At 57.8% G+C, this 26,021-nt stretch carries 20 protein-coding genes; 8 read left to right on the forward strand and 12 right to left on the reverse strand.

Annotation, left to right across the window (positions count from 1 at the left end):
* Positions 1–13: 13 nt before the first annotated feature.
* A complete protein-coding gene (gene cckA, locus IFT84_RS15000) occupies positions 14–2,635 on the reverse strand; it encodes a cell cycle histidine kinase CckA (protein WP_192120774.1) in 2,622 nt (873 codons plus the stop codon).
* Positions 2,636–2,949: 314 nt separating this feature from the next.
* Between cckA and IFT84_RS15005 the strand changes: the two genes are divergently transcribed.
* Positions 2,950–3,783, forward strand: coding sequence for a flagellar biosynthetic protein FliO (locus IFT84_RS15005; RefSeq protein ID WP_192120776.1), 834 nt, complete (start codon positions 2,950–2,952; stop codon positions 3,781–3,783).
* 26 nt (positions 3,784–3,809) lie between these two features.
* On the opposite strand, the gene dksA is transcribed toward IFT84_RS15005, so the two are convergent.
* Positions 3,810–4,229, reverse strand: coding sequence for an RNA polymerase-binding protein DksA (gene dksA, locus IFT84_RS15010; RefSeq protein ID WP_192120778.1), 420 nt, complete (start codon positions 4,227–4,229; stop codon positions 3,810–3,812).
* A 105-nt stretch (positions 4,230–4,334) separates the two neighbouring features.
* Complete coding sequence (locus tag IFT84_RS15015; protein WP_192120780.1) at positions 4,335–4,529, reverse strand: hypothetical protein; 195 nt, start codon at positions 4,527–4,529, stop codon at positions 4,335–4,337.
* Between IFT84_RS15015 and IFT84_RS15020 the strand changes: the two genes are divergently transcribed.
* The 4 genes from IFT84_RS15020 to IFT84_RS15035 all read left to right on the forward strand — a co-directional run bounded on the left by IFT84_RS15020 (position 4,528) and on the right by IFT84_RS15035 (position 8,258).
* The gene (locus IFT84_RS15020) at positions 4,528–5,049 is read left to right on the forward strand and encodes a SixA phosphatase family protein (protein WP_192120782.1); all 522 of its coding nucleotides are present in this window, start codon (positions 4,528–4,530) and stop codon (positions 5,047–5,049) included. The two genes, IFT84_RS15015 and IFT84_RS15020, sit on opposite strands and share 2 nt — an antisense overlap.
* Positions 5,050–5,132: 83 nt before the next feature.
* Entirely contained in the window at positions 5,133–6,590 is a 1,458-nt protein-coding gene (locus IFT84_RS15025; RefSeq protein ID WP_192120784.1) for a YcjX family protein, read from the forward strand.
* Positions 6,587–7,624: a YcjF family protein gene (locus IFT84_RS15030; RefSeq protein ID WP_192120786.1), complete on the forward strand. Its 1,038-nt coding sequence runs from the start codon at positions 6,587–6,589 to the stop codon at positions 7,622–7,624. The genes IFT84_RS15025 and IFT84_RS15030 overlap by 4 nt, the downstream gene beginning before the upstream one ends.
* A gap of 82 nt (positions 7,625–7,706) precedes the next feature.
* Positions 7,707–8,258, forward strand: a complete 552-nt coding sequence (locus IFT84_RS15035; protein WP_192120788.1) for a hypothetical protein — start codon at positions 7,707–7,709, stop codon at positions 8,256–8,258.
* Here the strand turns inward: IFT84_RS15035 and folK are convergent.
* The 3 genes from folK to folP all read right to left on the reverse strand — a co-directional run bounded on the left by folK (position 8,251) and on the right by folP (position 10,056).
* The gene (folK, locus tag IFT84_RS15040) at positions 8,251–8,760 is read right to left on the reverse strand and encodes a 2-amino-4-hydroxy-6-hydroxymethyldihydropteridine diphosphokinase (RefSeq protein WP_446737610.1); all 510 of its coding nucleotides are present in this window, start codon (positions 8,758–8,760) and stop codon (positions 8,251–8,253) included. The two genes, IFT84_RS15035 and folK, sit on opposite strands and share 8 nt — an antisense overlap.
* Positions 8,753–9,121, reverse strand: a complete 369-nt coding sequence (gene folB / locus IFT84_RS15045; protein WP_192120790.1) for a dihydroneopterin aldolase — start codon at positions 9,119–9,121, stop codon at positions 8,753–8,755. The genes folK and folB overlap by 8 nt, the downstream gene beginning before the upstream one ends.
* Positions 9,122–9,210: 89 nt before the next feature.
* Complete coding sequence (gene folP, locus IFT84_RS15050) at positions 9,211–10,056, reverse strand: dihydropteroate synthase (protein WP_192120792.1); 846 nt, start codon at positions 10,054–10,056, stop codon at positions 9,211–9,213.
* Positions 10,057–10,164: 108 nt separating this feature from the next.
* On the opposite strand from folP, the gene IFT84_RS15055 reads away from it, so the two are divergent.
* Positions 10,165–10,785 (forward strand): DUF922 domain-containing Zn-dependent protease, encoded by a 621-nt coding sequence (locus IFT84_RS15055; protein WP_192120794.1) that lies wholly within the window; start codon positions 10,165–10,167, stop codon positions 10,783–10,785.
* A gap of 55 nt (positions 10,786–10,840) precedes the next feature.
* On the opposite strand, the gene IFT84_RS15060 is transcribed toward IFT84_RS15055, so the two are convergent.
* Positions 10,841–11,161 carry a 2Fe-2S iron-sulfur cluster-binding protein gene (locus tag IFT84_RS15060; protein ID WP_192120796.1) on the reverse strand — a complete coding sequence of 107 codons (321 nt, stop codon included), beginning with the start codon at positions 11,159–11,161 and terminating at the stop codon, positions 10,841–10,843.
* Positions 11,162–11,679: 518 nt separating this feature from the next.
* Between IFT84_RS15060 and IFT84_RS15065 the strand changes: the two genes are divergently transcribed.
* A complete protein-coding gene (locus IFT84_RS15065) occupies positions 11,680–19,014 on the forward strand; it encodes an apolipoprotein A-IV repeat region-like domain-containing protein (protein ID WP_192120798.1) in 7,335 nt (2,444 codons plus the stop codon).
* A gap of 451 nt (positions 19,015–19,465) precedes the next feature.
* Here the strand turns inward: IFT84_RS15065 and IFT84_RS15070 are convergent, their stop codons facing one another.
* From IFT84_RS15070 to IFT84_RS15085, 4 genes are all read right to left on the reverse strand, one after another.
* Positions 19,466–20,080 (reverse strand): ABC-type transport auxiliary lipoprotein family protein, encoded by a 615-nt coding sequence (locus tag IFT84_RS15070; protein ID WP_192120800.1) that lies wholly within the window; start codon positions 20,078–20,080, stop codon positions 19,466–19,468.
* A gap of 185 nt (positions 20,081–20,265) precedes the next feature.
* On the reverse strand, positions 20,266–21,636 hold the full coding sequence (locus IFT84_RS15075; protein ID WP_192120802.1) for an MlaD family protein: 1,371 nt from the start codon (positions 21,634–21,636) through the stop codon (positions 20,266–20,268).
* Between the two features lie 12 nt (positions 21,637–21,648).
* Positions 21,649–22,587, reverse strand: coding sequence for an ABC transporter ATP-binding protein (locus tag IFT84_RS15080; protein WP_446737607.1), 939 nt, complete (start codon positions 22,585–22,587; stop codon positions 21,649–21,651).
* The gene (locus IFT84_RS15085; RefSeq protein ID WP_197975564.1) at positions 22,568–23,737 is read right to left on the reverse strand and encodes an MlaE family lipid ABC transporter permease subunit; all 1,170 of its coding nucleotides are present in this window, start codon (positions 23,735–23,737) and stop codon (positions 22,568–22,570) included. Before IFT84_RS15085 ends, IFT84_RS15080 begins: the two co-directional genes overlap by 20 nt.
* A gap of 128 nt (positions 23,738–23,865) precedes the next feature.
* On the opposite strand from IFT84_RS15085, the gene dgcA reads away from it, so the two are divergent.
* On the forward strand, positions 23,866–24,852 hold the full coding sequence (gene dgcA / locus IFT84_RS15090; protein ID WP_192120806.1) for an N-acetyl-D-Glu racemase DgcA: 987 nt from the start codon (positions 23,866–23,868) through the stop codon (positions 24,850–24,852).
* Here dgcA and IFT84_RS15095 read toward each other — a convergent pair.
* Positions 24,804–26,021, reverse strand: a complete 1,218-nt coding sequence (locus tag IFT84_RS15095; protein ID WP_192120808.1) for an MFS transporter — start codon at positions 26,019–26,021, stop codon at positions 24,804–24,806. The genes dgcA and IFT84_RS15095 overlap by 49 nt on opposite strands.

The following is a 26,021-nucleotide window of genomic DNA, read 5'->3' on the forward strand; positions in this document are numbered from 1 at the left end:
CGCAGCAGCGACCTTACTCATCCAGCATTTCCCGCACCGACACCGCCAACTGCTTGAGCGAGAACGGTTTTGGCAGGAACCCGAATTTTGCGTCCGCAGGCAGATTGCGGGCGAAGGCGTCTTCGGCATAACCGGATACAAAGATAAACTTCAAATCCGGATAAGATTTACGAAGCTCGGTCAGCAGTGTTGGCCCGTCCATTTCCGGCATGACGACGTCCGATACGACGATATCGACCGTGCTTCCAAACTCTTCCATAATTTCCAATGCCTCGACGCCGGAACCGGCCTCGTACACGGTGTACCCGCGCGTTTCCAGCATGCGCTTGCCACCCCGGCGCACAGCCTCTTCATCCTCCACAAGGAGGACAACGGCAGAATCACCGGTGAGATCGGTAGGCTCAGGTGTTTTTGCAGGAGTAGTCGGTTTCGCCGGGGCGGCGCTTGGTGCGGCTAAAGCGGCAAAACTGGACGGCTCTTCCGCCGTCTCCTCCACAGGCTCTTCGATAAACCGCGGCAACAGTACATGGAAGGTCGTGCCCTTCCCGACTTCCGACTCCGGATAGATATAACCGCTGGACTGCTTGATAATACCATAGACCATGGACAGCCCAAGCCCGGTGCCTTTGCCCACGTCTTTGGTCGTGAAGAACGGCTCGAAAATCTTATCGAGAATATCGGGCGCAATGCCTGTTCCCTGATCGATGACCTCAACCGACACATAGTCTTCTTCCGGCAGGCCACGCTGGTTCAACGCCGCGACATCTGTGGCCGCAATATTGCGGGTGCGGATGGTAATCGTGCCGCCATTGGGCATTGCATCACGCGCATTGACGGCAAGGTTGATCAGCACCTGCTCGAACTGCCCCAGATCGGTCTTCACCGTCCACAGGTCGCGGCCATAGTCCACTTCCAGCTTCACGTTGGTGCCTGTCATGCGGTCAACCAGCATGCGTAGATCGCCGATCACATCCGTCATGTTCAGCACGGTCGGGCGCATCGTCTGCTTGCGCGAGAATGCCAGCAATTGACGAACCAGCACCGCCGCACGGTTGGCGTTGCGCTTGATTTCCATCAGGTCGGCAAAACTGGAGTCCGATGGACGTGCGGACAGCAGCAGATGATCGGAAGAGAGAAGAATAGCGGTCAGCACATTGTTGAAATCATGGGCGATACCGCCCGCAAGCGTGCCCACCGCATTCATCTTCTGCGTTTGTGCCATGTGCGTTTCCAGCGCTTTCTGCTGGGTTATTTCCACGGCGTAGACAATCGCAGCTTCCTCTGGTGCCTCATCGCTCTGGTCGATAACGGCATTGACGTAAAAGCGGAAATGCCGCTCCTCATCGCCGGGATAGCGGCTATCGATCGGCGCGATATCCCCCTGCCCATCGCGCGCGGCGGCCAGAGCATTTTGCAGGTGCTGACGGTCACTTTCATGAACCACCGTTTCAAACGCCGCACCGTGTTCCATGTCATCGCGGGACACGAGGCCAGAGAAGAGCTTCAGGAATGGCGCATTGGTGCGCAGAATTTTTCCTGTTCCATCGACCGACGCAATCGCCATCGGCGTATTGTTGAAGAACCGGGTAAACCGCATCGCGGCAATGGATGCGGACTGGTCGCTTTCATCGTCGCTGTTGCGCGCCAGAACGATGGTCCGGCTTTCCCCCGGTGCGCCATCGCGCGAAGAAGTTACGCGGTGGATCATGCGCACCGGCAGGCTTTGGCCGTTGGACTTGCGCAGATCGAGATCCAGCGTTTCGGTTTTCTTCAAACCAGGTTCAGCATGCACGGACTGCACCAGGGCCAGCCCTTCGCCCGCCACAAGATCGGCGATGGACAGCGAACCCGGCTGAAATTTGGTCAGATCAATGCCGAGCCATTCGGCAAGCGTGGCATTGACGTAAAAAATTTCGCCCTTACGACCGGCGGAAAAGAATCCTGCTGGCGCATGATCGAGATAATCAATTGCGTTTTGCAGTTCGCGAAAGAACCGCTCCTGATCGTCCCGCTCCGAGGTGATATCGGAAATCTGCCAGAGATACATGGGATTGCGCGCGCCGTATTCGACCGGAAGCACTCGCGCTTTCAGGCGAAACCAATGGGCACCGCCGCTGCTGGCACTACCGGCGGATATCGGACGCAACAGGCGAAATTCTTCGTGTCCAGCCCGCCCCTCATGCAAACCGTTCGTCAGGCGATAAATCGCTTCGGTCGCTTCGCGATTGCGCGCCAGTATGGTTTCCAGCGATTGGATGTCTGAAGCCTTCTCCGCGCCGGTCATTGCGCCGTAAGCGCCGTTTGCATAGACGATCCGGCCCTTGCGATCCGTGATGATCGTGCCTTCCGGGTGCGTGTCCAGAGATGCCTTGGCCAGTTCATCCGGTCGCGACTGCGGCATGACCTCGATAAAGCCAATGGCTGACGACACCAGAAAGAAGATGCCGACCATGGCAAGAATGCCAAGGACGCCCAGCACAATCTCATTGTAGAGCTGGTTCTTGAAAATAACGAATGCAGCGGCGGAGGCCGTCATTACCAACGCCAGCGCAATGATGCGCAGCACGGTTCCCGGACGGGTGCCCCGATCCACAATCGGCATGTGATAATCACCCGCCTGCCGCAATTTCGTCATCGTACCCTCGTCTGCTTTGCATCCATGGCCATCGCTGCTTCGCGATATGACTGGAATATACTGCAAAAATCACGATTCAATGCCTGAGGGAAGCCCAAAACCGCCCATGCGCCCCGCTGGCCGATGTTGGCACAAAAATATCACGCCTTAAACCGCGCGCCCCTCATTGCTGGCAATTCAGCAATCTTGAAAGTCCCGGCAAACGCTACATCTCCCGTGTTAACCTATGGACAACGTGATGCGCGCGGTTGTTCGTTCCGCCAAAAACAGTCAGTAAGAAACTGCTTCAACACCCGGTCAGGAGACAGCAGCCTATGTTTGAAACCATCGCAAGCGTCAATGGTAGTCGTCTTTTGTTGGCTGTGGCAGCAGTCGCGATCGGGCTTGTGGTGCTGGTGCTGATTTTGAAAGTGTTCAAAAATCGCCCATCATCGCCCTTCATTCGCGGTGGAAAGAATCGTCAGCCGCGCCTTGCTGTGCTGGATGCAGCCGCTGTCGATGCCCGCCGCCGGATCGTACTGGTCCGACGTGACAATGTGGAGCATCTGATTCTCATAGGAGGACCGACTGATCTCGTCATAGAAAGCGGAATCGCAGGCAATTCCGGCGTTGAAGCCGCTGCGCTGCAACCGCCGATGCCAGCGCAGGCAGCACCATCCAGAAAGGCCGAGGCCGCCGTTGTTGACGTGCCGAAAACAGCGGCGGCAGCCCGTGACCCGAGGCCAAAAGCTGCACTACAGCCCAGTCCTACCAAGCCCGTCTCTGCTGCCGGTCAAACGCTTTACGGTGCGGATGATACGGTTGCGCCCGTTCGGCCCACACCTGCCGCTCGCACGGCACCACCCGTGGCACCCGTACAGGCTCAGGTGCCCAAGCCAATCTCCGCCACGTTGGATGCCGAAGACATTCTGGATGCTGCCCGTTCCCGGGTGTTGACAAAACCAGTCCAAGCCAAAACCGCCGCGTCTGTCGCGCAGCCGACGCGCCGCGAACCTGTATCTGATTTCGAGCGGGTTCTGGATGCGGAAGTTTCTGCAAACCTGGAACAACAACCGTCTTGCACCGTCCCGCCAATCAAGACGGGGCCGACACTGGAAGAAGAGATGGCGCGGATGCTTGGCGACATCGCCCCGGGTAAAAAGCCATAAAAAAAGCTTCGGTGTATCCGAAGCTTCTATTCGTCTCTGTACACTTTTTCGCGACGCTCATGCCGCTCTTGAGCTTCTATCGACAAGGTTGCAATCGGGCGTGCATCCAGCCTCTTCAAGCCAATTGGCTCGCCCGTTTCCTCACAGTAGCCGTAGGTGCCCTCGTCCAGCCTTTGCAACGCTGCATCGATCTTGGAAATCAGCTTGCGTTGACGGTCACGGGCGCGCAGCTCAATCGACCGGTCGGTCTCCGAGGATGCGCGGTCAGCGAGATCGGGGTGGTTTGCACTTTCTTCCGCAAGATGACCCAGTGTTTCGCGGGCCTCACGCAAAATCTCGTTCTTCCATGCATTCAGCTTGGCACGAAAATATGCCCGCTGATTTGCATTCATAAACTCGTCCTCATCAGATAGGACGTAGGTACCAAGATCGATCTTCTCTCTCAACGGGTTTTCTCCTGAAGAACATCTCATGTGGGGGCGGTGTATACCCCTACGGCCCTAACCTTTCAAGTGTAGTGAGCAACCTACAATTCGAATTAGAATTATCTTTTAAAGCACTCGTATAAAAGCACTTTTTGAAGGTTTTGAGACAAAGGCGCGTTTTTCGCTTTCGCTGGCGTTCTCGCTTAAGTTGATCGAAATCGCTACAATTCCGTCGCGCAAATGCGTTACACTACACCTTCTTTTGCTTGTTTCGGCGATTTGCAGCACCAAACCCGCTCGCCCCGTTTTGGAGATAATCATGGAACTGCCCCCACAAACCGCGTTTCGTCTGGCGCTTTTGCGTCACGCTCGCTCCGGGCCCGCCGCCGATGGGCAAAAGGACTTTGACCGAACGCTGGATGACACCGGGTTTGCCGAGGCAGACATCATCGCAAACATTCTGGGAGAATCAGGTTTCAATCCGCAGCGCGTCCTGTGTTCGACAGCCATGCGCTGCCGCCAGACGGCAGAGGCCGTCCAACGCGCGCTGGCAGATCCTGTCGACATTGCCTATTCCGACGCTCTTTTTACCGGCTCGATCACGGTCTATCGTGACATGATTGCCGCGCAAACCGACGTTACATCACTTCTCTTGGTGGGACATAATCCGATGATCGAGCAACTCTTGCATGAACTCGCGACGGATGCTGCCCCGGATGGGGGCTATCCGACGGCGGGCGTGGCCATCATAGATTTCGACAGCTTACCCAGCGGGCGACACGTAACGGGTGGGCGGTATGTGGGAATGATAACGCCCAAATCCCCGCGACTGGTGCCTTAGGCGTGACACGAAGTCCTTTCCTGCCCCTTCTCAGCGATGGGTTGCTCCTTATATAAGGCAAGCAACGAACAGGAACACAACCTTTGCCACCAGCCCCAACGAGCTTCAAAGACGACGCCCTTATTGCTTTCGACATGTTGACCGACCGCGCCTCGGGACTGGTGAACCCTGCCATTCGGTTGGGCGTTACGGGCTTATCTCGCGCGGGCAAGACAGTTTTCATTTCCTCGCTGGTTCATAATCTTTTGAACGGGGGCCGCCTGCCCCTGTTTGAAGCTGTCCGCTCCGGCCGTGTTTCAAAAATCCGGCTGGAGCCGCAGCCGGACGATGCCATTCCGCGCTTTCAGTATGAGGACCATATTCAGGCGTTGGTGCGCGACCGGATTTGGCCTGAATCGACGCGCGCCATCTCGCAGCTTCGCCTGACACTGGATTATGAAAGCGCGAGCGGTTGGGGCCGGTTGTTTTCACCCGGACGGCTCTCCATCGACATCGTGGATTACCCCGGAGAGTGGCTGCTGGACCTGCCGCTGCTGGGGCAGGATTTTCGCAGTTTCAGCGATCAGACGGTGCGGCTTGCCCGCACTGGCATTCGCGCCTCGCTATCTGGGCCGTGGCTGACTTTGGCTGCAACACACAGCCCGGAAGCGGAAGCACAGGAAGCAGCGGCGCGGGGCTTGGCGACCGCCTTTACGGATTATCTGCGGGCCTGCAAGTCGGACGAGCGCTCGCTATCCACCCTGCCACCGGGGCGCTTTTTGATGCCGGGTGACATGGAAGGCTCCCCTGCACTGACATTTGCGCCGCTGCCGGATCTGCCAGAAGGTCGTGCGCCCGCTGGCTCCTTGTGGGCCATGATGGAGCGTCGGTATGAGGCTTACAAAACGCATGTGGTAAAGCCGTTTTTCCGCGAGCATTTTGCACGGCTCGACCGGCAGATCGTACTGGTTGATGCACTGCAGGCCATCAATCGGGGACCAGAGGCACTTGCCGATCTAGAGCAGGCGCTGGGCGACGTGCTGGCCTGCTTCCGGCCCGGCACAAACTCGTTTTTCACATCGTTCCTCAGTCGGCGCATTGATAAGGTTCTGGTCGCGGCCACGAAGGCGGACCATCTGCACCACGAGAGCCATGATCGGCTGGAGCGCATTACACGCCGGCTGGTGAACAACGCGATAGAGCGCATCGATATGGCGGGCGCAGGGATCGACGTGATGGCTCTTGCTTCCGTTCGCGCAACGCGGGAAGCAACCATCGATCAAAGCGGCACTGTCCTTCCTGTAATCGTCGGGACGCCGATTGCGGGTGAGCGCGTCGGATCAGAGGTTTTTGATGGAAATCGCAAAACCGCTATATTTCCCGGTGACTTGCCAGACAATCCTGAAGCGCTTTTTCAGGATATTCAGCACCATGTACCGGTCAATTTCGTCCGTTTTCGCCCACCGCAAATCGAGGAGACCGGGGGCGGTATGAAGCTGTCTGTTCCGCATATCCGGTTGGATCGGGCGATGCAGTTTCTGTTCGGGGATAAGCTCGCATGACAACGCCTCCACGCACCCCCGCCTCCTTCAGCATCGATTCCCCGGTTGAAGCGCCGAAGGCGCCAAGGCACCCGGCGAGTTTTGATGATAACATACGCCTGACCCCGGAAGCAGCCGACCCATTCGAAGCCGAAGCAGTCGCTACTGGCGACCTGACCGTCCCGGTTGCAATCCCCCGTAAACGACGCTTCTCTTTCGGCAAGCTCGCATTGGGCGCGCTGGGCCTGATTGTTTCGCTCGCACTCGGACTGTGGTTCGATGGGCTGGTTCGCACGCTGTTTTCGAGGTCCGACTGGTTGGGCTATACCGCTATCGGTGCCGTGATCATCTTCGTACTGGCTTTTTTGGCCGTTGTTGGGCGTGAGATTTTTGGCATCATGCGGCTGAACGCGGTTCAGGCTTTAAAAACACGCGCAGCCGATGCTGCGATTGCTAGAACTCCGAAGGCGGCGCGGGCGGTCGTTGATGAACTCACGCTTCTTCTGGCCACCCGAGCCGAAACCGCTTTGGGCCGCTCCCGCTTGAAAGAGACGGAAGAGGATATCATCGACGGCATTCAGCTTCTCCATCTGGCCGAACGTGAATTGCTGTCCCCGTTGGACCGGCAGGCGCGGCAACTCATCCTTAATGCGTCAAAGCGCGTATCCATCGTTACGGCAGTCAGCCCGCGGGCGTTGGTGGATATCGGATATGTGGTCTACGAGTCGGCGCGGATGGTGCGGGCCATGGCCGACCTCTACGGCGGCAGACCGGGGACGCTGGGCATGATGCGCTTGATGCGGGATGTTCTGGCGCACCTTGCCGTTACCGGGTCCATTGCCGTGGGTGATAGCCTCATCAGCCAAGTCCTTGGCCATGGGTTGGCTTCCAAACTTTCGGCCCGATTGGGCGAAGGGGTCATCAATGGGCTGATGACCGCGCGAATTGGTATTGCCGCAATGGACCTTTGTCGCCCTCTCCCGTTCCACGCCTTAAAGCGGCCGGGCATCGGAGATTTTATCGGCGATTTGACGCCGGGCTCCTCCAAAGCATAGAAATACGGATTCGAAACGGTCCATTAACCATTTTTCCGCAAATGTAGATCAAAGACACGCATTCACCCATCAAGGATTGAACATGTACGCGCGCCCTTCTTTGATTACGCGCGGCTTTGCTGCCGCCACGCTTGCGGCACTGGCCGTTACCAGCACACCGGCACTTGCCGGCAGCATGGACAAGGCCTTCTTCGAGCAGGTTTCAGGCTCGTGGAAAGGACCCGGTGAAATTGTGGCTGGTAAATACAAAGGCACGAAATTCACCTGCGACCTGAACGGCGAGCCGCAAATGGCTCCTGTTGTGGGCATCAAGCTTGACGGGTTCTGCCGCGTCGGCGTGTTCAAACAGCCGATGTCCGCTTTGATTACCCAGAAGGGTGACAGCTATACCGGCACGTTTCTGGACGGGTCCGATGGCAAAGGCCTTGATATTGTGTCCGGCAAGGTCGCAACCGACAAAATGGTCATCGGCTTAACACGCAAAAAACTGAATGGCGCGATGATTGCACGCATGCAGGACGACAAGACCATGAATGTGACTATTTCAGTCAAGGTCGAGGATACGATGGTTCCCGTGATCGGCGTCAGTCTCAACCGTCAGGTTGATTCGATTGCCGTCGGTTCGATCAAGTAGTCCACCAGTCGCGCGCAGCGCTCACGGGTTCAATGCCGCTAGTATCGGCCTGCGCGAGCCAATCGCGCACGCTTCTGCCCTGCACGACCAAATCGGGCGCAATATCGGCAAGCGGCATCAGCACAAATCCACGCTCCGTCATGCGCGGATGCGGCAATTCCAGAACCGCTGATCGCTGCTCAAGATCACCATAGGTCAAAACATCGATATCAATGGTACGCGGCCCCCAGCGCAACGTTCGCTCGCGCTTCATATCCAGTTCAATGCCCAGACACACGGCCAGCAAATCGTCGGGCTGCAACTGCGTTTCGATCAGCGCACAAGCGTTGACGAACCAGTCCTGATCTACATTGCCCCAAGGGGGTGTGCGATAGAGGCGGGATACGTCCTTAACGGTACAGTCAGAGCGCGCTTGCAAAGCGCGAAGTGCCGCACCCATAGTGATCACGGGGTCACCGACATTGCCGCCAAGGCCCAGCGTGGCCGTCATCGTTTCAGGCAATATGCTCAACCGTCACTTCAGCATAGTCAAGAACGCCCGCAATCGGCACATTCGGCTTGCGAATGGAAATTCTGGCCCGTCGAATCTGGGCAAACCGCGTACAGAGGGCCTTGGCAACATCCAGTGCGAGCGCCTCGATCAGATAACGGCGCTTGCCGGTGACAACACGCTCGATCTCGCTGAACACGATGCCATAGTGAACGGTCGATTCGATATCGTCATCCTCCAGCGCGTTGTTGCGCTCGACACTCAGTTCCGCATCGACAAAAAACCGCTGCCCTAGAAACTCCTCTTCATCATGCACGCCGTGACGGGCAAAAAAGGCGCAGTTTTTCAGCGTGATTGTGTAGAGTGATGTCATGATCTGCGTTCCGCCGTCGTGTTGTCCCAATCGGGATGGTGTGCTTAGCTCGTTGGTCGCATCGTCCAGACGCGATAGCGATCCCGCTTTCACTGGAAATGCTTTAGCATAGCATCCGCAACGGCCAGCGCATCCCTATTCATTGCGACATTATGCACCCGGAAAAGGGCTGCACCCATCGTGCGCGTCAAGGCGGTGGTTGCTGCCGTCGCCGCGTCGCGCTCGGCTGCGTCCCTGCCCGTTGCTGCGCCAAGAAAGCGTTTGCGCGACGTGCCAATCAACAAAGGCAGGCCGAAAGCGTGCAGTTCGGTCAGTCTGGCCATCAGTGTGTAATTCTGCTCGGTGTCTTTCGCAAAGCCAAAACCGGGATCCAGCACGATTTGTTCACGCTTAACTCCGGCCTGTTCCGCAATCTCCAGCGATTGCTTCAGAAAAACCAATTGATCCTCGATGATATCCGGCAGAGTTTGGCGATCACGGCCTGTATGCATGATGCAGAGCCCTGCCCCGGTTTGTGCGGCAACTGCGGCAATCTCCGGCTCGCGTTGCAGACCATGCACATCGTTGATGATGTGCGCTCCGGCGCTGACCGCCGCGCGGGCCGTCTGCGCACGGTATGTGTCAACCGATATTAGCGTTTGCGATGTCGCGGCGAGCGCGGTGATCACGGGCAGGATTCGGGCCTGTTCCTCGTCCAAGCTGACTTCTGCCGCACCCGGACGGGTCGATTCGCCGCCGATATCCAAAATATCCGCACCGTCTTCAACACATTGATGCGCAAAGGCGATGGCTCGCTGTGGATCATGATGCTCGCCGCCATCGGAAAACGAATCGGGCGTGGTGTTGATAATGGCCATCAACCGGCCCTTTGGCCCCAACTCCAGTTGTCGATCGTGCGCGAGTACCCAGATTCGCGTCCATTGCGGATTAACCATCCCGCGCCCTTTCCGCGTTCATGACGGCAACAGCCAAGCGATTTGCTGTTGCGCTCTGCGTGGCTATGCCCCAAGCTTGACGCGAGTTCAACCGAGAGCCGCTTGCCAATGCCGAACCACCGCCTTTGCCTGTCTGCTCTCACCCTTCTGTCCGCCTTGGCTTTCACACACCCGACACGGGCGGACGTTCAGATTACAAAGAGCATCCGCTATTTTGCAATCGGTGGAAAAACGGCTTCGGAACTTGATCAGCAATTGTCCAATCACGGACCGTTGATGCGCAAGACCGGCGCGCGTCATCCCGGTGCGACGCGCATCAAGTTCGGCGGGACCGTGACCTATGTCGAGCGCAATGGCAAATGTGCTGTTGGCGCAGCAAATGTCACGCTGAGTACCCGCCTTATTCTGCCGCGCTGGACCAACCGTCGCCGGGCCGACAAGGATCTGGCTTTCATCTGGGACACCTTGTCGCGCGATATCAAACGACACGAAGAACGCCACGCGGAAATTGCCCGAAACCATGCGCGCGCGATGGAAAAGACGTTTCTCGCGCTCCATCCCGAAAGTGATTGCGAGCGGATGCAGGCGCGGCTGGACCGGGCCAGTGCCGACGCAATTGTTGCCCATGACAAAGATCAGGCACGATTTGATCGTGTTGAATCCGCCAATTTTAACAGCAGGTTGATGCGGCTATTGAGCTACGGCCTTAAATCCCGCCCGGTGAACTAGAACATTAAAATACAAAGCGAGAGCGCTGTTCTGATTCCATCAGAACAGCGCTTGACTAGGCCTGACGCTCCGGCACGTGAACAACCAGTCCATTGAGGCTATCCTTCATCTTGACCTGACAGGACAACCGCGAGCTTGGCCGCACATCATAGGCGAAGTCCAGCATATCCTCTTCCATGGCTTCGGGACCGCCGACCCGCTCCACCCAATCGTCGTCGATGTAGATGTGACAGGTGGCACAGGCGCACGCACCGCCACATTCTGCCTCGATACCCGGTACAGAATTGCGCGAGGCATTCTCCATGATCGTCGTGCCGTTATCGACATTGAGATCGTAGCGCGTTCCATCAAAAGCAACAATTGTCAGCAAAGTCATAGGGTGTGTTCCCGCTTGAGATATGGTTCGGGCCGTCGGCCCAGACATTGCATATAGTGTTGCAATCACCGGCACACAGGCACTTGAACGCGCCTCTTCCCTCAAATCGGGTTTCCAGTCAACAAATGCAGGGTCGCAGTCGCTGCGGGACACCTCTTGCTTCTTTCTGCACAAAAAATCTGAACTATGGTTAACAAACCCTAAAGCGTGGAAAGCCTTCATATTTTGCCGCAGACACGGGCGCTGTTCCATTAACAAACTGTTAGCATTTCGCTTGGGCAGGATGCAGCCGAATTGTAAGATGGGCGCTTATGTGCCACTAAGATAAGCTTGAAGACAGGTGCAATCGGCAGGATTTACCGTCTTGTCATGTGTATGAGTAAGAAACGGTGATGGGAAACGTGCTGGCGTATACAGCCTGGCTCCTGTCATCCGGGCCGGACAGAACTCTTGCCATCGGGCGGCGGCGGGGTTCAGGCGTATAACCGGCCTGCCAGTTAGTAACGAGGCGTATCCGTATGGCGACGAACAAGACACCTGAGTCGATTGACGATAAAGCCTTCCAGGCACTGGAAGATGCGCTGAATATCGACTTCAACGATCTGGAAACGCCAGCTCCCAAAACGCAGAGCCCGGCCAAGAAGCCTGAGCACCGCCCGGAGACCGCAATGTCCGACACACGGCAACCCACGCCTTCGGCGAGAAATCTTCAGCCGGAAAGTGCGCCCAAAGAACCTGCAAAGACGCAAACCTTCGCACCCGCCAATGATGATGGTCGCAAGACCCCGGCTGCAGTCTTAAAGGCGCTGGACACGCGCTCGGGCCGCAATGCGCTCAGGGCCGCCGCGCTCATATCGCTGGTCTGGATTCTGGGCGGCATCGGGTTCGCCAAGCTGATGTATGGCGATGCGCTGTGGAGCCCTTCCGGCGATGCCGCTTCGCTCAGCGGTACGCTGGGCTTTGTTCTGGCTCTTTTGCTGCCTGTCCTGCTGTTCTTCGCCTTTGCTATCATGGTGTCTCGTGCGCAGGAATTGCGGACTGCCGCCCGCTCGATGGCTGAAGTTGCCATGCGTCTGGCCGAGCCGGAAACCGCCGCAGCGGATCGCGTGATGAGCGTTGGTCAGGCTGTTCGTCGCGAAGTGTCCGCCATGAACGAAGGCATCGAGCGCACGATTGCACGCGCGACAGAGCTGGAAACGCTGGTTCATTCCGAGGTGAATGCTCTGGAGCGGAGCTATTCCGACAATGAACTGCGTGTGCGCTCACTGGTGCAGGAGCTGGGCGCGGAGCGTGAAGCCATCGTCAGCCATGCGGAGCGCATTCGTTCCTCGATCAGCGGTGCGCATGATCAATTGAAAGATGATCTGTCGACAGCGGGCGAGGATATTGCCTCCCGTATCGCAACATCCGGCGAGGCGTTTGCCTCTATGATCGATATTCGCGCGGCAATGCTGATGGAAAAATCCAACAGCGCAACGCAGACCATGGGTGCCATGCTGGCATCGCGCACCGACTCGTTGCTGTCGACGTTGAATTCCGCCGGATTTGCCCTGACCAACGAATTCGATACCCGGCTGGAAGCGATCAGCGAGACGCTGACCAAGCGCGGAGAGAATCTCCTTGGCCAGTTTGAAACCCGCGCATCGTCGCTGGACGCTAACACAGAAAAGCTGAACGCTGCACTGAACGAGCGCGCCCGCCAGTTGAATGAAACGTTGATTGCCCGCACACGCGACCTGAACGACAGCCTGAGCATCGGTCAGCAGGCCATTACCGGTGGTCTCGACGATATCCTGAACAGCCTGAACGCAACGCTGGATGAAAAGGGCGCGAACTTCCGACAGACCCTCAAGACCAGTGCCGACGATGCCATCATGGATATCGATCTGCGCACCGGCTTCTTCGATGATCGTCTTCAGGCCACCGTCGGTCAGTTGGCCACCGCATTTGACTCGCGCTTCCAGGAATTCGCGACCGCTTTCGACAAGCGCGCCGGCACGCTGGACTCGAAGCTGATGGAAAGCCTCGGGCGCATCAACGAAACCGTATCCAGTGGCACCAGCGCCATCGACGGCATCCTGAACACCAGCATCGACAAGCTGGGCTCATCCTTGACGGATCAATCACTGACGCTGGCCACGACGCTTGGCACCGCGCAAGATTTCATTGAAAATGCGCTGTCTGGCAAGGCGGAAGAACTTTCCGCTGCTATCGGCAACGTGCATGAGCGTATCGATGGTGTGCTGAGCGACCGTTCGGAGCGGTTGCTGAGCGGTCTCACCGCAACGGAAAACCGCATCGGCAGCCAGTTTGGCGAGCGTGCGGCAGCCCTTTCCCGCGCCATGGAAAACAGCGAAAACCGCATTATTGACGCGCTTGATGCGCGCAGCAGCGGCTTCGCCGAAAGCATTGAAGCCGTTCAGGGTCGTTTCGAAGAGACATTATCGAACCGCGCTGGCGAAATCACCGAAACACTCGCGACCACACAGATTCGACTGGATCGCACGCTGGCAGAGCGCACCGCCGCCCTGAATGCAGCGCTGGAAGAACGCGCTGGCCAGATAGAAACATCGGTTGGCACGACGGTTTCCCGCGTGGAAACGGTGTTGAGCGACGGAACCGACCGACTGCACGGCGCACTCTCGGGCCGCGCCGACGAAATTGGTGCTGTGTTTGCCGCTAACACCGGTGCAATCGAGACGGCAGTGGGTTCCGCCGTTGGTAAAGTCGAAAGCATTCTGGCCGACGGCAGCCGTGTTCTGACCGAGACCCTGTCCGGCCGCGCCGACCAGATCGAGGTGACGTTCGCACGCAATACCGGCGCCATTGAAAATGCTGTTACATCCGGTGTCGGCCGTATTGATACCCTGATGAAGGACGGTAGCCGCCAGATTGGCGAAACATTGATGGATCGCACATCGACGCTGGCGATCATGCTGGATAGCAGCGGCGAGCAGATTGGCTTCACCGTTGACGCCGCAGTCGGACGTGTCGGAACACTGCTCGACGAAGGGTCACGCCAGATCGGCGATACCTTGCTCGACCGTACCTCAACGCTCGCCATCATGCTGGATAGCAGTGGCGAACAGATTGGCTCCACGGTAGATGCGGCTGTCGCCCGCGTCGGCTCGGTTCTGGAGGACGGTTCGCGTCAGTTGGGCGATACTCTGCTCGATCGCACGTCGTCCCTGGCAATCATGCTGGATAGCAGCGGTGAGCAGATCGGCTCCACGGTCGATGCCGCCGTTACCCGTGTGGGTTCCCTGTTTGAAGATGGTTCGCGCCAGTTGGGTGATACGCTGCTGGATAGAACATCCTCGATCGCCATTATGCTGGACAACAATGCCAGCGCACTGGAATCAGCGGTCGACGGTGCGGTTTCTCGCGTCAACGCCACGCTCACCGATGGCAGCCGTGTGATTGCAGACGCATTGGATACGCGCACAACGCTTCTGTCTACCAGGCTGGATGACAGCGCTGGTATCATTCGCACCACCGTAGACGGCGCGGTCGAGCGGGTCGGTTCGCTGCTGGATGAAAGCACACGCCAAATCGGCGATACGCTTCTGGACCGCACCTCGTCTCTTGCCATCATGCTCGATAGCAGCACCGGCTCGATTGAATCCACGGTGGATGGCGCTGTCAGCCGCGTGGGCTCCGTCATCAGCGAAGGCAGCCGTCAGATCGGCGATACGCTCGCGACCCATACGTCATCTCTCGCCATTACGCTGGAAACCAATGCCGGTGCCATTGAGCAGACGGTTGACGCCGCCGTCAGCCGCGTGGAAACTTCACTTTCGGAAGGCAGCCGGACGATCGGCGGGACCTTTGCTGCGCAGACGGATGCGCTGGATACAGTGCTGTCCACGCGTGCTGCGGAACTCTCTGAGACGCTGCGCGCTCGCGCAAACGATATGTCCGTCACACTCAGCACCAGCGCGGAAGAGATTGCCGATGGTCTGGCACTGCGGGCCGTGACCATCGCCGACACAATGGCGTCGCGCGCTGGCGATATCGCCGACGATCTATCGCTGCGCACCACCGTCATTGCGGAAACCATGAAGGATCGCGCCACGGATATCGAGCAGTCGCTGTCGGAACGGGTATCGCAGATTGCCGAAACGCTCGGTGGCCGCGTCAGCGAAATTGCCGAGACGATGAATGGCAATTCGGCTGAGATCGTCCGCACCCTCTCCTCACGCGCCGGTGAAATCACCGCGACGCTGAAAGATCGCGCCGACGAGATTGGCGGCACGCTTGCCAACCATGCTGCCGACATTGATCGCACCCTCTCCGTTCGCGCCGAAGCCATCACTGGCTCCATCCTGTCGACCCACGACCAGATCCGCGCCACGCTCGATGATCGTATCAATGCAATCAACGTCGTCGTCACCGAGGGTCGCGGTCAGTTGGAATCGGTTCTCGCCGACCAATCCACCAGCATCGGCGCGACGCTTGCCGCGTCCGCCAGCATGCTGGAAATGACGTTGGAAGACCGTCAGGACGGGATTGCCAAAGTTATCGAAGCCGGTGCCGCCAACCTCGATTCGCGTCTGCGCACCAGCGTTGGTACCATTGCCGGCCAGATTGGCGATGCGTCCGACAAGATTGCATCCGCAGCCGATGCGTTCACGACCAAGATCGATAGCACCCTGCACGAAACGCATACGCGTTTTGCCGATAGCGGCACCCTGCTTGAAACCAATCTGGGCGCGCTGGAAGGCAGGCTGCGCTCCAGCATTGACGGCGTTGCCGGGCGGTTTGACGAGACAGGAACGCAGATCACCAACAGCCTCGGCGCTCTGGAAGGGCGTATCCGCGACGGTGTTACCAGTGTGACTACCATTGCTGATACGGCCGGCCAACGCATTTCCGACGCGATATCAAACCGCATCGGCGAGATCGATCAGATCAGCGAAACGGCCGCCTCACGGATCGCCACCACCATTGATGCAGGCACAGGCCGGATTGACGAGCGTCTCGGCACAATGGATCGTGCTCTGAACATTGGGCTGGACAATATCAGCCGGTCGATTGAGGGCCGTGCATCCGCGCTGGCTGGGACACTGCGCGAGGCGGTTACCCAGACAACACAGGATATCGACGCGCAGGCCCTTCGCGCTGCCGAAGTTCTGGCACAGGCTGGCGAAAACTTCGCAGCCGCGCTGGCGACCCGCAACGCAGAATTTGCCCGTGCTGTGGAAGAGCGCAGCGACGGCATGTCCGAGCGCATTGCAGCGGCAGAAAGCCGGTTGGCCAAACATGCAGGCCTCCTGCAGCAGGGTCTCATCGAGGTTGAAAAAGCGCTGGATACACGTGGCGACAGCATTCGCACAACGCTCGACGACCGGACGCGCGAGCTGAACTCCATGCTGGCAGGACGCTCCGCCGAACTTGCCCGTCTGATTGAAGAGCAGGCCCGCCCCGTCATCGAACAATATGCCATTACGGGTCGCGACACGGTCGAGCAAATTGCCAACGCCACGCGTGAACAGACAGAGCGCCTGCGCCGCGAGAATGAGGCTTTCCTTGAGGCGATTTCATCGCGCACCGGTGATACGCTCAGCGAATTGACAACCCGCGCCGATGAAACTGCCGCTGTCATGAATGCCGTGGAAGCACGCATGCAGACCACGGCCACCAATCTGATCGAGCAGCTTGCCCTCAGCAACGCGTCCATCGTCACGGCCGTTGAAACCGCTGGCGAAAGCATTGGGGCCATGGATCGCCAACTCGACGCGACCACGGCGCGCTTTACCGAGCACGCGGACCGCGCCAGTGGTTTGCTCTCCACATCGGCCCGTCTACTGGAAGGCAAAGCTGAAAAACTCACGGATGTTTCCACCACGACGCTGTCGCAGATCGGTGGTATCGTCGGTCGGTTTGAAGACCATTCCCGTGTGCTGACGCAGGCCTCCGATCTTCTTGGCGCTGCTCAGTCGAGCCTTGCCAGCACGCTGGAAGAGCGTCAGGATGCCCTGCGCACCCTTTCAGCCGGGCTGGTTGAGCGCTCTGCCGATATCGAAAAAACGATGCGTGCGCTGGAAGGCGTTGTGGAAGGCATCTTCGTGCGCGCCGAGCAGCGCTCGGGCCAAGCCGTACGGAATCTCGCATCGGGCTTGCACGCCTCCGTTTCGGATGTGGATGAGGTGCTGACCGAGGCAGAAAGCCGAGCCGCTGCTGCTGCCGAGGGAATGCGTGCGAGCCTGTCGCAGGCCGGTCAGGACGCGAGCCATACGATTGAAGGCGTCTTTACCCGGGCGCAGGAGCGTACAGGCGAGATTGCCCATGCTCTGACCACAGGCGTTGAAGGCTCGTTCGACGCGGTCAACCAGTCGCTATCGGCGACGGAAGCACGCGCCTTGGGTGCCGCCTCGTCGCTGCGCGATGCCATCTCTCAGGCCGGAATGGACGCGAGCCTTTCGCTGGAAACGGCCTTCGGTCAGGTGGAAGAACGCTCCGGCAAAATTGCCGAAACGGTCATCAGTGGCGTGGAGACATCGTTCGAAACCGTGAACCGCGCTTTGACATCCACAGAACGCCGAGCGCTGCAGGCGGCAGCCAATATGCGCGATGCCATTGCCAAGGCTGGCAATGAGGCAAACCAGTCGCTGGAAGCGGCATTTGGCCAGGTTGAGGCACGGTCCGGCGAGATCACTGAAAACCTTAAGAATGGTGTTTCGGAGTCCTTTGCATCGGTCAACGAAACCTTGTCTCAAACCGAAGCACGTGCCCTGAGCGCAGCAACGTCTCTTCGCTCCGCCATTGAACAGGCGGGCGCACAGGCCGGAGCTTCGCTGGAAACTACCTTCGGTCACGCGGAAAAGCGCTCGAAAGAGGTTGCCCAGCGGCTGCGCAGCAATGTCGGCGCTTCCGTTACCGATCTGGAGCGATTGCTAGAAGAAGCGGACAAGAAGTCCGGTACGCTATCGTCTCAACTGCGGGACGCTTTGCGGGTCGCCGTTGACGATGCGCTTGCCAAGTTCAGCGGTGCCACGGATACGATCCGCACGTCTGCTGAACAGATTCGCAACGAATTGGACACGACCCGGACAGAGTTGAAGCGCGGTGCTTTCGATCTACCGGAAGAAGCCAAGGAAAACGCAGCCATCATGCGCCGTGCTGTCACCGAGCAGATCAAGGCACTGCAGGAACTGTCGGACATTATCGGCAAGTCGTCCGCCCAGTTGGAGGTGGCTCAGCCACAGGCCGCTCCGGCTGCAACGGTATTACAGTCGCCGCGCCCCTCAACGGTAGCGTCGTCTGTAACTCAAACGAGGCCCGTTGAAACAACGCCTCTGCGTGGCGCTTTGGATGCCGAACGGGCCGCTCCCGTACCCAAGTCTGCGCCTAAAGCGGAAGCCCCGGCTACCGAGGACGAAAAAGCGGGCTGGATGCGTAACCTGCTTCGTGGCGCCGAAGCGCAGCCTGCCACGCCAGCCCGCGCCGCAGAAGCACCGGTACAGGCACAGGCACAGCCGCGTACAGCTGAAGTTCGCAACCCGCGTCAGGTCGTAGACTCCCTCAATTCGCTTTCGGTCGATATCGCCCGTGCGATTGATCACGAAACCTCGGTCGATCTCTGGCGGCGTTACCAGCGCGGCGAGCGCGATATCTTTACGCGGCGTTTGTACACGCTGAAGGGGCAACAGACCTTCGATGAGATCAAGCGGAAATATGATCGCGAAAGCGAGTTTCGTGCCGCCGTGGATCGTTATATCGGCGATTTCGAAAAGCTGCTCGCCGATGTCAGTCGCAATGATACGGACAAGTCCATCACTCAGTCGTACCTGACGTCGGACACCGGCAAAGTGTACACAATGCTCGCGCATGCGGCGGGGCGGTTTGCGTAAACTCGACTGATAAAAGTCCGCTGGAACACAAAAACCCGTCGAACCTTTCGGCGGGTTTTTTTGTGCCTTGAAAAGTTGTGGCGGTCAAAGTTGCTCTGGGGATGCCATACGGTTTGTTTGAGGCGTCCAGTGGCAACGTCAACGCGGGTATCGGCAGACTGCATAACCATTGACGGAAGAGTTAGAGCATAATCCGACCGGAGTGAAACGAGGATCGATAAGATTATGCTTTCGGCATAAAGGTTTAGGGCGCCGATCTGATTCCATCAGAACGAAAAGCGCTCTGATTGGAGAAATCCTCCAAAGTTGCCCCACCCGGACACACTGGACTATTGGCTGGTGGAAGGGCACAAAAGCAAAAAGGCCCCGTGTTTCCACAAGGCCTTACTCATGACTGATTAGTTGCTGGATACGTCGCTAGACGTTTGCATCAGCCGCTATGCTGCGGTCCCTAGATGGACCGCAATGTCCAGGCGACAATATCGCTTGTGACCTGCGCGAAAGCCTGATCGAGCGCTTGCACATAATTGGCATTGCCTGCGGCAGCCACCGGCACGGTTGCGCGGAACACCTGTTGGGCGTGGACCGAGCCATTGCGATCGTTGACAAGCTTGGCAAAAATCTCGACCGTGCCGCTGCTATTGGCACCCGTCGTTACTTCAAACGAGCGGATGCTTGTCTGGACCTGATAGTCGATTGCAAGGCCCTCGCCGGGTTTGCCCACGCCGCCGAGCTTCCCGGTATTCTCAAAGGCTTGAACCAGTTTGGCCTGAACCAGACGCGGAAGCTTATCGCTCCACTGCGAATTGGACAGGTACTGAATTTCCGAATTAGATAGGCGAACAACGACCTGCTCGCTATCCAGCGCTTTCAGCGCCGTCGGTTCCGGCACCAGAATCTGCCTTCCTTTGGCCACACCGGTCTTGCTGGCGATGATTGGTGTAGACGTAAGACTGAAGGTGTCATTGCTGGCTTTCGTACCGCAGCCGGCCAACAAAAGAGAGATAACGGACGCCAACGCAATGCGAGACGCACTCAACTTGCTCGTCAAAACTATGGACTTCATTCCGCTTCCGATCCTATCGCCGACTTTCTCAAATCGGCCCGTTAACGCAGATACAATTGACGCATCACATTCATACGCAAGGGTATGAGACTGTTACAAATATTCAAGCGACTCGCAGCAGGGGCAAACAAATGAAAGCTGCGAGACGTATTTTTGCCACGGTTACAAGAGGCTCGGTCAAAGCGTCAGCGTCTTGTGCGACCATCATACTGCTTGACCGTGTCACCACCGAAAATCAAACGCTGGGGATTGCGGTCCAGTCCGGAAATTGTGCTGTCGATGTTCTGCACAGTTCGGCGGGTCTCGTTGACCAGTGTCTGGATATCACGCAACCCGGTACCGGAGAAGCGGTTGATGTTGTCAGCAATCGGTCCGATCTGCGCATTGATGTTGTCGGCCACCTTGCGGAACGATGCCAGAGTCGCCTGTGCATTTTCAGAGAGTGACGGCGCATCAGCATCACCCAGGAAACCGTCCAGCTTCACAAGAATGCCATCCACACGACTGGAGGCTGCATTCAGCTTGTTGGCCATCTGGGTCACGTCTGTAATGGTCTGGTCGATGTCGTTCTGGCGCGTGCGGAATTTCTCTGTAACACTCGAGATGTCAGCAATGGCCTTGCGGGCATCCGCACTGGCCTTATTGATATCATCAACCGTCATGCCAACTTTTTGCGAATCGACAGCGGCCACCAACTGATCGATCCGATCGAGGGTCTTCGTTGCGTTGCGACCGAACTGGTCGTAGGTCAAGGCTGTGTTCTTGAACACCACAATGGCCTCGGAAACACTGCCGGATGCGTCGGCGAAGTCGCTGCTCATCTTTTCGACATTCGCAAGAATCACATCGACCTTCTTCGGGTCCACGGCTTTGATCAACCGCTCGACGGCCTCGACTGTCGAGTCAATCTTTCCGGCCACGCCGTTGATCGAGGTGGACAGTGCACTGACACTTTGCAGGAACTGGTCGATGCCCTCGGCATTGTTAGCCAAGGACTTCGAGAAGCTTTCCGCATTGACGATAGTGCCGGTCAGCGGCGCGCGCACATCGGTTACAAAGCCCTGAATGTCGCCAACTGCACTGTTGGCCCGCTTCAGGATCTGGTCAGCTGTGGTCAGAAGGCTGGTCACGCTGGACTGGTCAGCGGTGATCGTCGCGGAACTGCCGGCGTTCAGCGCTGTGGTCAGAATATTTTCGTCACCCTTGTTGCCACCGCTCAACTCGATATAGGCAGCGCCGGTCAGGCCCTGAATTTCCAGCGTCGCCTTGGTCGATTTCAGCACCGGTGCATCGGCCGATACCTGCGTCACCGCCAGCGAGTACCGTGGATCGGCAGAGTTAATGGCGAGATTGCGGACCGAACCGACCGGTATGCCGTTGAAGCGAACCGGTGAGCCGACGCTCAAACCATTGGCAGAGCCCGGAATGTTGACGATCAGTTCCACCATCTGTCCGCCCCGTCCATACTGGGTCATCCAGTAGACGAAGCCGAAGGCAGCGGCGATCACAATAACCGTGAAAAATCCGACAATCGCGTAATTGGCTTTGGTTTCCATAGTCTGATACCCTTACGTTATCGTCGTGTCTGTACGTGTGTCGACTGCATCGGTGCCATCGCCCTTGGGGCTGTGATCGTAAGCGGCAGCGGCGTTTTCGCCATCCTGCGTAACGATGGAGCGGGCACGCTTGCCGCGGAAATAGGATTGCACCCACGGATCATCAAAAGCCAGCATATCCTCGACTGTGCCTTCCACCAGAACCTTTTTCTTGCCGAGAACGGCAATTCGGTCACAGACGGAAAACAGGCTGTCGAGATCGTGCGTAACCATGTAGACGGTCAGACCCAGCGTATCACGCAATTTGGCAATCAGTTCGTCAAATTCGGCTGCACCAATCGGATCGAGACCGGAGGTCGGCTCATCCAAAAAGACGAGATCCGGGTCCAGCGCCAAGGCCCGTGCCAGCGCGGCGCGCTTGATCATCCCGCCGGAGAGTTCGGATGGAAACTTGTTAGCAGCCTCGGGTGCCAGGCCTACAAGCTCAATCTTCAGCCGTGCCAGTTCGTCCATAGTTTCCTGCGATAAATCCAGATATTCACGCATGGGGACCTGAATGTTTTCCAGCACCGTGAGCGCGGAAAACAGCGCACCGTGCTGGAACAGAACGCCAAGCTTCATATCCAGCCGCATGCGTTCTTCGTCGCTGACCTTGTCGTACTGTGCGCCGAGAATGTGGATTTCGCCAGCGGCCTTGGGCAAAAGTCGCAAGACGGTGCGCATCAAGACCGATTTTCCGGTACCTGACGCGCCAACAAAACCCAGAATTTCACCCCGGTAAATTTCCAGATTCAGATTATCGAGAACCGTATTGCTGCCGAATTTCACAGTGAGATCATGAACGGAGAGAATAACCTCCCTGTCCTTGTCATCCTGATGATCTGACGGTTCGTGCCCGTTCTTAGTTTCGGTTTGCACAGCCTGTTCCATTCTAAAACTCAATCGCTGCATAGAACATGGCAAAGAGGCCATCCACAAGGATCACCACGAAAATAGCCTTCACCACCGACGCGGTCACGCATTTGCCCAGCGATTCGGCGCTGCCGCCGACCTTCATGCCCTCAACCGCAGCGACCACGCCAATGATCAGCGCCATGAACGGAGCCTTGATCATGCCTGCCATGACCGTGGAAAGCTCAACAGCCTCCTGCAGGCGCGCCAGAAACGTGGCGAATGTGATGCCGGAATAGGCCCATGTAACGACGGCGGCACCGGACAAAGCCGCAAAATTGGCAATGATCGTCAGAAGCGGCAAAGCAATGGTCAGCGCAACCAGACGCGGAAAAACCAGCACGCCGACAGGGCTCAAGCCCATGACTTTCAACGCGTCGATTTCCTCCCGCATTTTCATGGAGCCGATTTCAGCGGTGATCGCACTGCCGGAACGACCCGCAATCATAATCGCGGTCAACAAGACGCCAATTTCACGCAATTGCAGAATGCCGACCAGATCGACAACGAACAGTTCGGCGCCAAAATAACGAAGCTGAAATGCACCCTGCTGCGCAATGATGGCCCCAATCAGAAAGGACATCAGCAGAATGATCGGCACCGCTTTGACGCCCATCTGATCAATCTGGTTGACGATGGCTGCGGGTGAAAGCCCGCTGTGACGCCCAAGCTTCAACTGTGCACCACGAACGGCGGAGCCCAGAATATACAAGGCGGCCAGAACATCGTCCCATAGGGATTTGACGCCAACACCCAGGGGTGCAAAAATCCGTTCAAACAATGTGGATGAGTTATCGTCCGCCGCGGGCTCGGGAAGCTTTTCCGGCAGGGCGCCAATAAGATCGATATAACGCTGCTTGTCGCCGGTGAGCTTGACCTCACCACCGGCATCCTGAAGCTGCGTCATGAAACGCCGTATCGCCCAGGCACCCGCCGTGTCCATAGCGGTGACACCGCTGAGGTCAATCTCGGCTCCGCCCTGACCGTTGGCGGAAAATTCGTTCAGTTTTGGCCGCAACTGTTCCGCAGCCTGATAACGCCACTCGCCGTCGAACAGAAAGGTGTGTGCGCCACCGTTGCCCGCCTGCTGTTCCTGCACATCTGCCCCCGAAGCGGTGTTGCGGGCAGTGTTCTGAGCGGTGTCTGTCAACGGCTTCGAATCTTCCTGAATTGTTCTTGTCTCAGCAGACTCATACGGTGTTCAAACCATGGTGTCATCGCCAGAAACGCTATAATAGGTGCTACCTCAATAAAAAATAGACCCGCTGTGAGGAATTCATGCTGACCACGCTCACCATCACACATGAGAGCTTCCCTATAGCAGGGAGTTTCACGATATCACGGGGTGCGAAAACAGCGGCTGATGTCCTCTGTGTGAGGCTGACCCAAGGCCAGCACACCGGATGTGGAGAATGCGTTCCTTATGCACGTTACGGCGAATCGATGGAGAACGTTACGGCGGCAATCGAAGCTGTTCGGTCCAATATAGAGGCCGGGGCAGACCGGCTTGCTGTACAGACGTTGATGCCTGCCGGGGCTGCGCGCAACGCGGTCGATTGCGCGCTTTGGGATCTGGACGCAAAACGCGGCGCGATGCCTGCATGGCGCATGATGGGTGAGACGTCTGCACCGGTGGAACTCACAACAGCCTATACAATCTCTCTGGGGGAGCCCGAAACCATGGCGGCGCAGGCAAAAGCCTATGCCCATAGGGCCCTATTGAAAGTGAAGGTTGGAACGGGTGACGACGTGTCTCGAATTCGTGCCGTTCGTGCGGCTGCGCCTGACAGCGCTTTGATACTGGATGCCAATGAAGGCTGGCGACCGGAGACGCTGGCGGCGCATTTCGCGGTCTGTGTGGAATGCGACGTGCGGTTGATCGAGCAGCCCTTGCCACAAGAGGATGACGGTGCGCTCGCGACAGTCTCGCGGCCCGTACCTGTCTGCGCGGATGAAAGTGTGCACAAGACGGACGATCTGGCCTCCCTCGTCGACCGATATGATGCCATTAATATCAAACTCGACAAGGCGGGTGGGCTGACAGAAGCCCTGCTGATGCGCGCACGTGCCCGCGAACTTGGCCTGAAAGTTATGGTTGGCTGCATGGTCGGCACTTCGCTTGCCATGGCACCGGCTGTGCTGCTGGCACAAGGCGCAGACTTTGTTGATCTGGACGGACCGCTTTTGCTGGCAAAGGACCGAGAGCCGGGCCTTGCCTATCGCGACTCTCTGGTTCTGCCACCAGAACCGAGGCTGTGGGGCTGAAGCCGCCAGCCGAGGACGGCCATAAAAAGTCCCAGGAAGGCAAAGCCACCCATGGCCCAAAACCCGTAAACGTGGAATCTCTCAAACAGCGAGCCGGAAATCAGCGTTATAAAGGCCGTGAACGTGCCTGTGTAGAAGAAATAGAGGCCCTGCGCCGATGCTTCGCGATCCTCCGATACCCGTTCGACGATACGCCCCTGCATGCCGCTGTGCATGATAGCGTAGGTGAACGCATGCAGGCATTGCAGGCCGAGAAACCAGAAGAAATCCGTTCCGAGGGGGAACAGTATCCACCGCACGACGGCAAGCGTGCAACCGCTTAAAATCATGGTGAAGACGCTGACGTGCCGCCGAATGTTCTTCGCCACCATGAACACAAGAACCTCGGCCAGGACGCCAGCGCTCCAGAGACCCGCAATTTGTGTTCCGGTAAAGCCCAGTTGCTGCCAGTAAAGCGCTGAAAACGCATAGAGCATAGCGTGGCTGCCGTTCACGAGGGTCACGCCGAGCAACAGCAACTGTAAATCTTTCTGGCGAAGGGAATTCGGTGGTGTTTCCAGCGCCGGTATGGCGTTGGCGCGACGCGGGCGACCGACTTTCGGAGACAAGAGAGCGGCAATGACCGTGAGCACAAAACCCGCAGCCATGACCGGCAGGACGATGCCCCCGCCATATCGGCCAATCAACATTCCACCCATCATGGTCGCGACGATGAAAGACAGCGATCCCCATACGCGGATGCGACCGTAATCAAAACCCCATCGCCGAACGCCCGAGAGCGCAATGGAATCGACAATCGGAACATAGGGTGAGTACACGGCACCTTGCAGCCCGTAGACGATCAACACGACCCAGAAGCCGCCACCCATGAAAAAGGCGAGCGCAGTCAGCAACGACAGGCCCGCACTCCAGATGAGGACATCCGCCCGTTCGCCAATGCGGTCGGCAATGACGCCGGCCACCGGTGCGGTCATGACCCGCACCAGAAGCGGGACGGACAGCACAAGCCCGATTTGCAGGTCAGTCATCGACAGGGAGCGCAGCCATACCGGGAAAAACGGCAGTGCCACACCATTGACGAAAAACGGTGCCGCGAACAAAAACGCCGTGCGAAGAACAAAATAGGGTGGCGCAGGCTGGTGGTAGACCAGCGGCGAATCGGCTGTCAT

Origin of the sequence: Rhizobium sp. CFBP 8762, from assembly GCF_014841565.1 — a bacterium.
Taxonomy (GTDB): Bacteria; Pseudomonadota; Alphaproteobacteria; order Rhizobiales; family Rhizobiaceae; genus CFBP-8762.

What these genes read in the sequence shown, in the direction of transcription:
- cckA (WP_192120774.1), bottom strand. Translation starts at nt 2,635, where the DNA reads ATGACGAAATTGCGGCAGGCGGGTGATTATCACATGCCGATTGTGGAT.
- IFT84_RS15005 (WP_192120776.1), top strand. Translation starts at nt 2,950, where the DNA reads ATGTTTGAAACCATCGCAAGCGTCAATGGTAGTCGTCTTTTGTTGGCT.
- IFT84_RS15020 (WP_192120782.1), top strand. Translation starts at nt 4,528, where the DNA reads ATGGAACTGCCCCCACAAACCGCGTTTCGTCTGGCGCTTTTGCGTCAC.
- IFT84_RS15015 (WP_192120780.1), bottom strand. Translation starts at nt 4,529, where the DNA reads ATGATTATCTCCAAAACGGGGCGAGCGGGTTTGGTGCTGCAAATCGCC.
- IFT84_RS15030 (WP_192120786.1), top strand. Translation starts at nt 6,587, where the DNA reads ATGACAACGCCTCCACGCACCCCCGCCTCCTTCAGCATCGATTCCCCG.
- IFT84_RS15035 (WP_192120788.1), top strand. Translation starts at nt 7,707, where the DNA reads ATGTACGCGCGCCCTTCTTTGATTACGCGCGGCTTTGCTGCCGCCACG.
- folB (WP_192120790.1), bottom strand. Translation starts at nt 9,121, where the DNA reads ATGACATCACTCTACACAATCACGCTGAAAAACTGCGCCTTTTTTGCC.
- folP (WP_192120792.1), bottom strand. Translation starts at nt 10,056, where the DNA reads ATGGTTAATCCGCAATGGACGCGAATCTGGGTACTCGCGCACGATCGA.
- IFT84_RS15055 (WP_192120794.1), top strand. Translation starts at nt 10,165, where the DNA reads ATGCCGAACCACCGCCTTTGCCTGTCTGCTCTCACCCTTCTGTCCGCC.
- IFT84_RS15060 (WP_192120796.1), bottom strand. Translation starts at nt 11,161, where the DNA reads ATGACTTTGCTGACAATTGTTGCTTTTGATGGAACGCGCTACGATCTC.
- IFT84_RS15065 (WP_192120798.1), top strand. Translation starts at nt 11,680, where the DNA reads ATGGCGACGAACAAGACACCTGAGTCGATTGACGATAAAGCCTTCCAG.
- IFT84_RS15070 (WP_192120800.1), bottom strand. Translation starts at nt 20,080, where the DNA reads ATGAAGTCCATAGTTTTGACGAGCAAGTTGAGTGCGTCTCGCATTGCG.
- IFT84_RS15075 (WP_192120802.1), bottom strand. Translation starts at nt 21,636, where the DNA reads ATGGAAACCAAAGCCAATTACGCGATTGTCGGATTTTTCACGGTTATT.
- IFT84_RS15080 (WP_446737607.1), bottom strand. Translation starts at nt 22,587, where the DNA reads ATGCAGCGATTGAGTTTTAGAATGGAACAGGCTGTGCAAACCGAAACT.
- dgcA (WP_192120806.1), top strand. Translation starts at nt 23,866, where the DNA reads ATGCTGACCACGCTCACCATCACACATGAGAGCTTCCCTATAGCAGGG.
- IFT84_RS15095 (WP_192120808.1), bottom strand. Translation starts at nt 26,021, where the DNA reads ATGACAGCCGATTCGCCGCTGGTCTACCACCAGCCTGCGCCACCCTAT.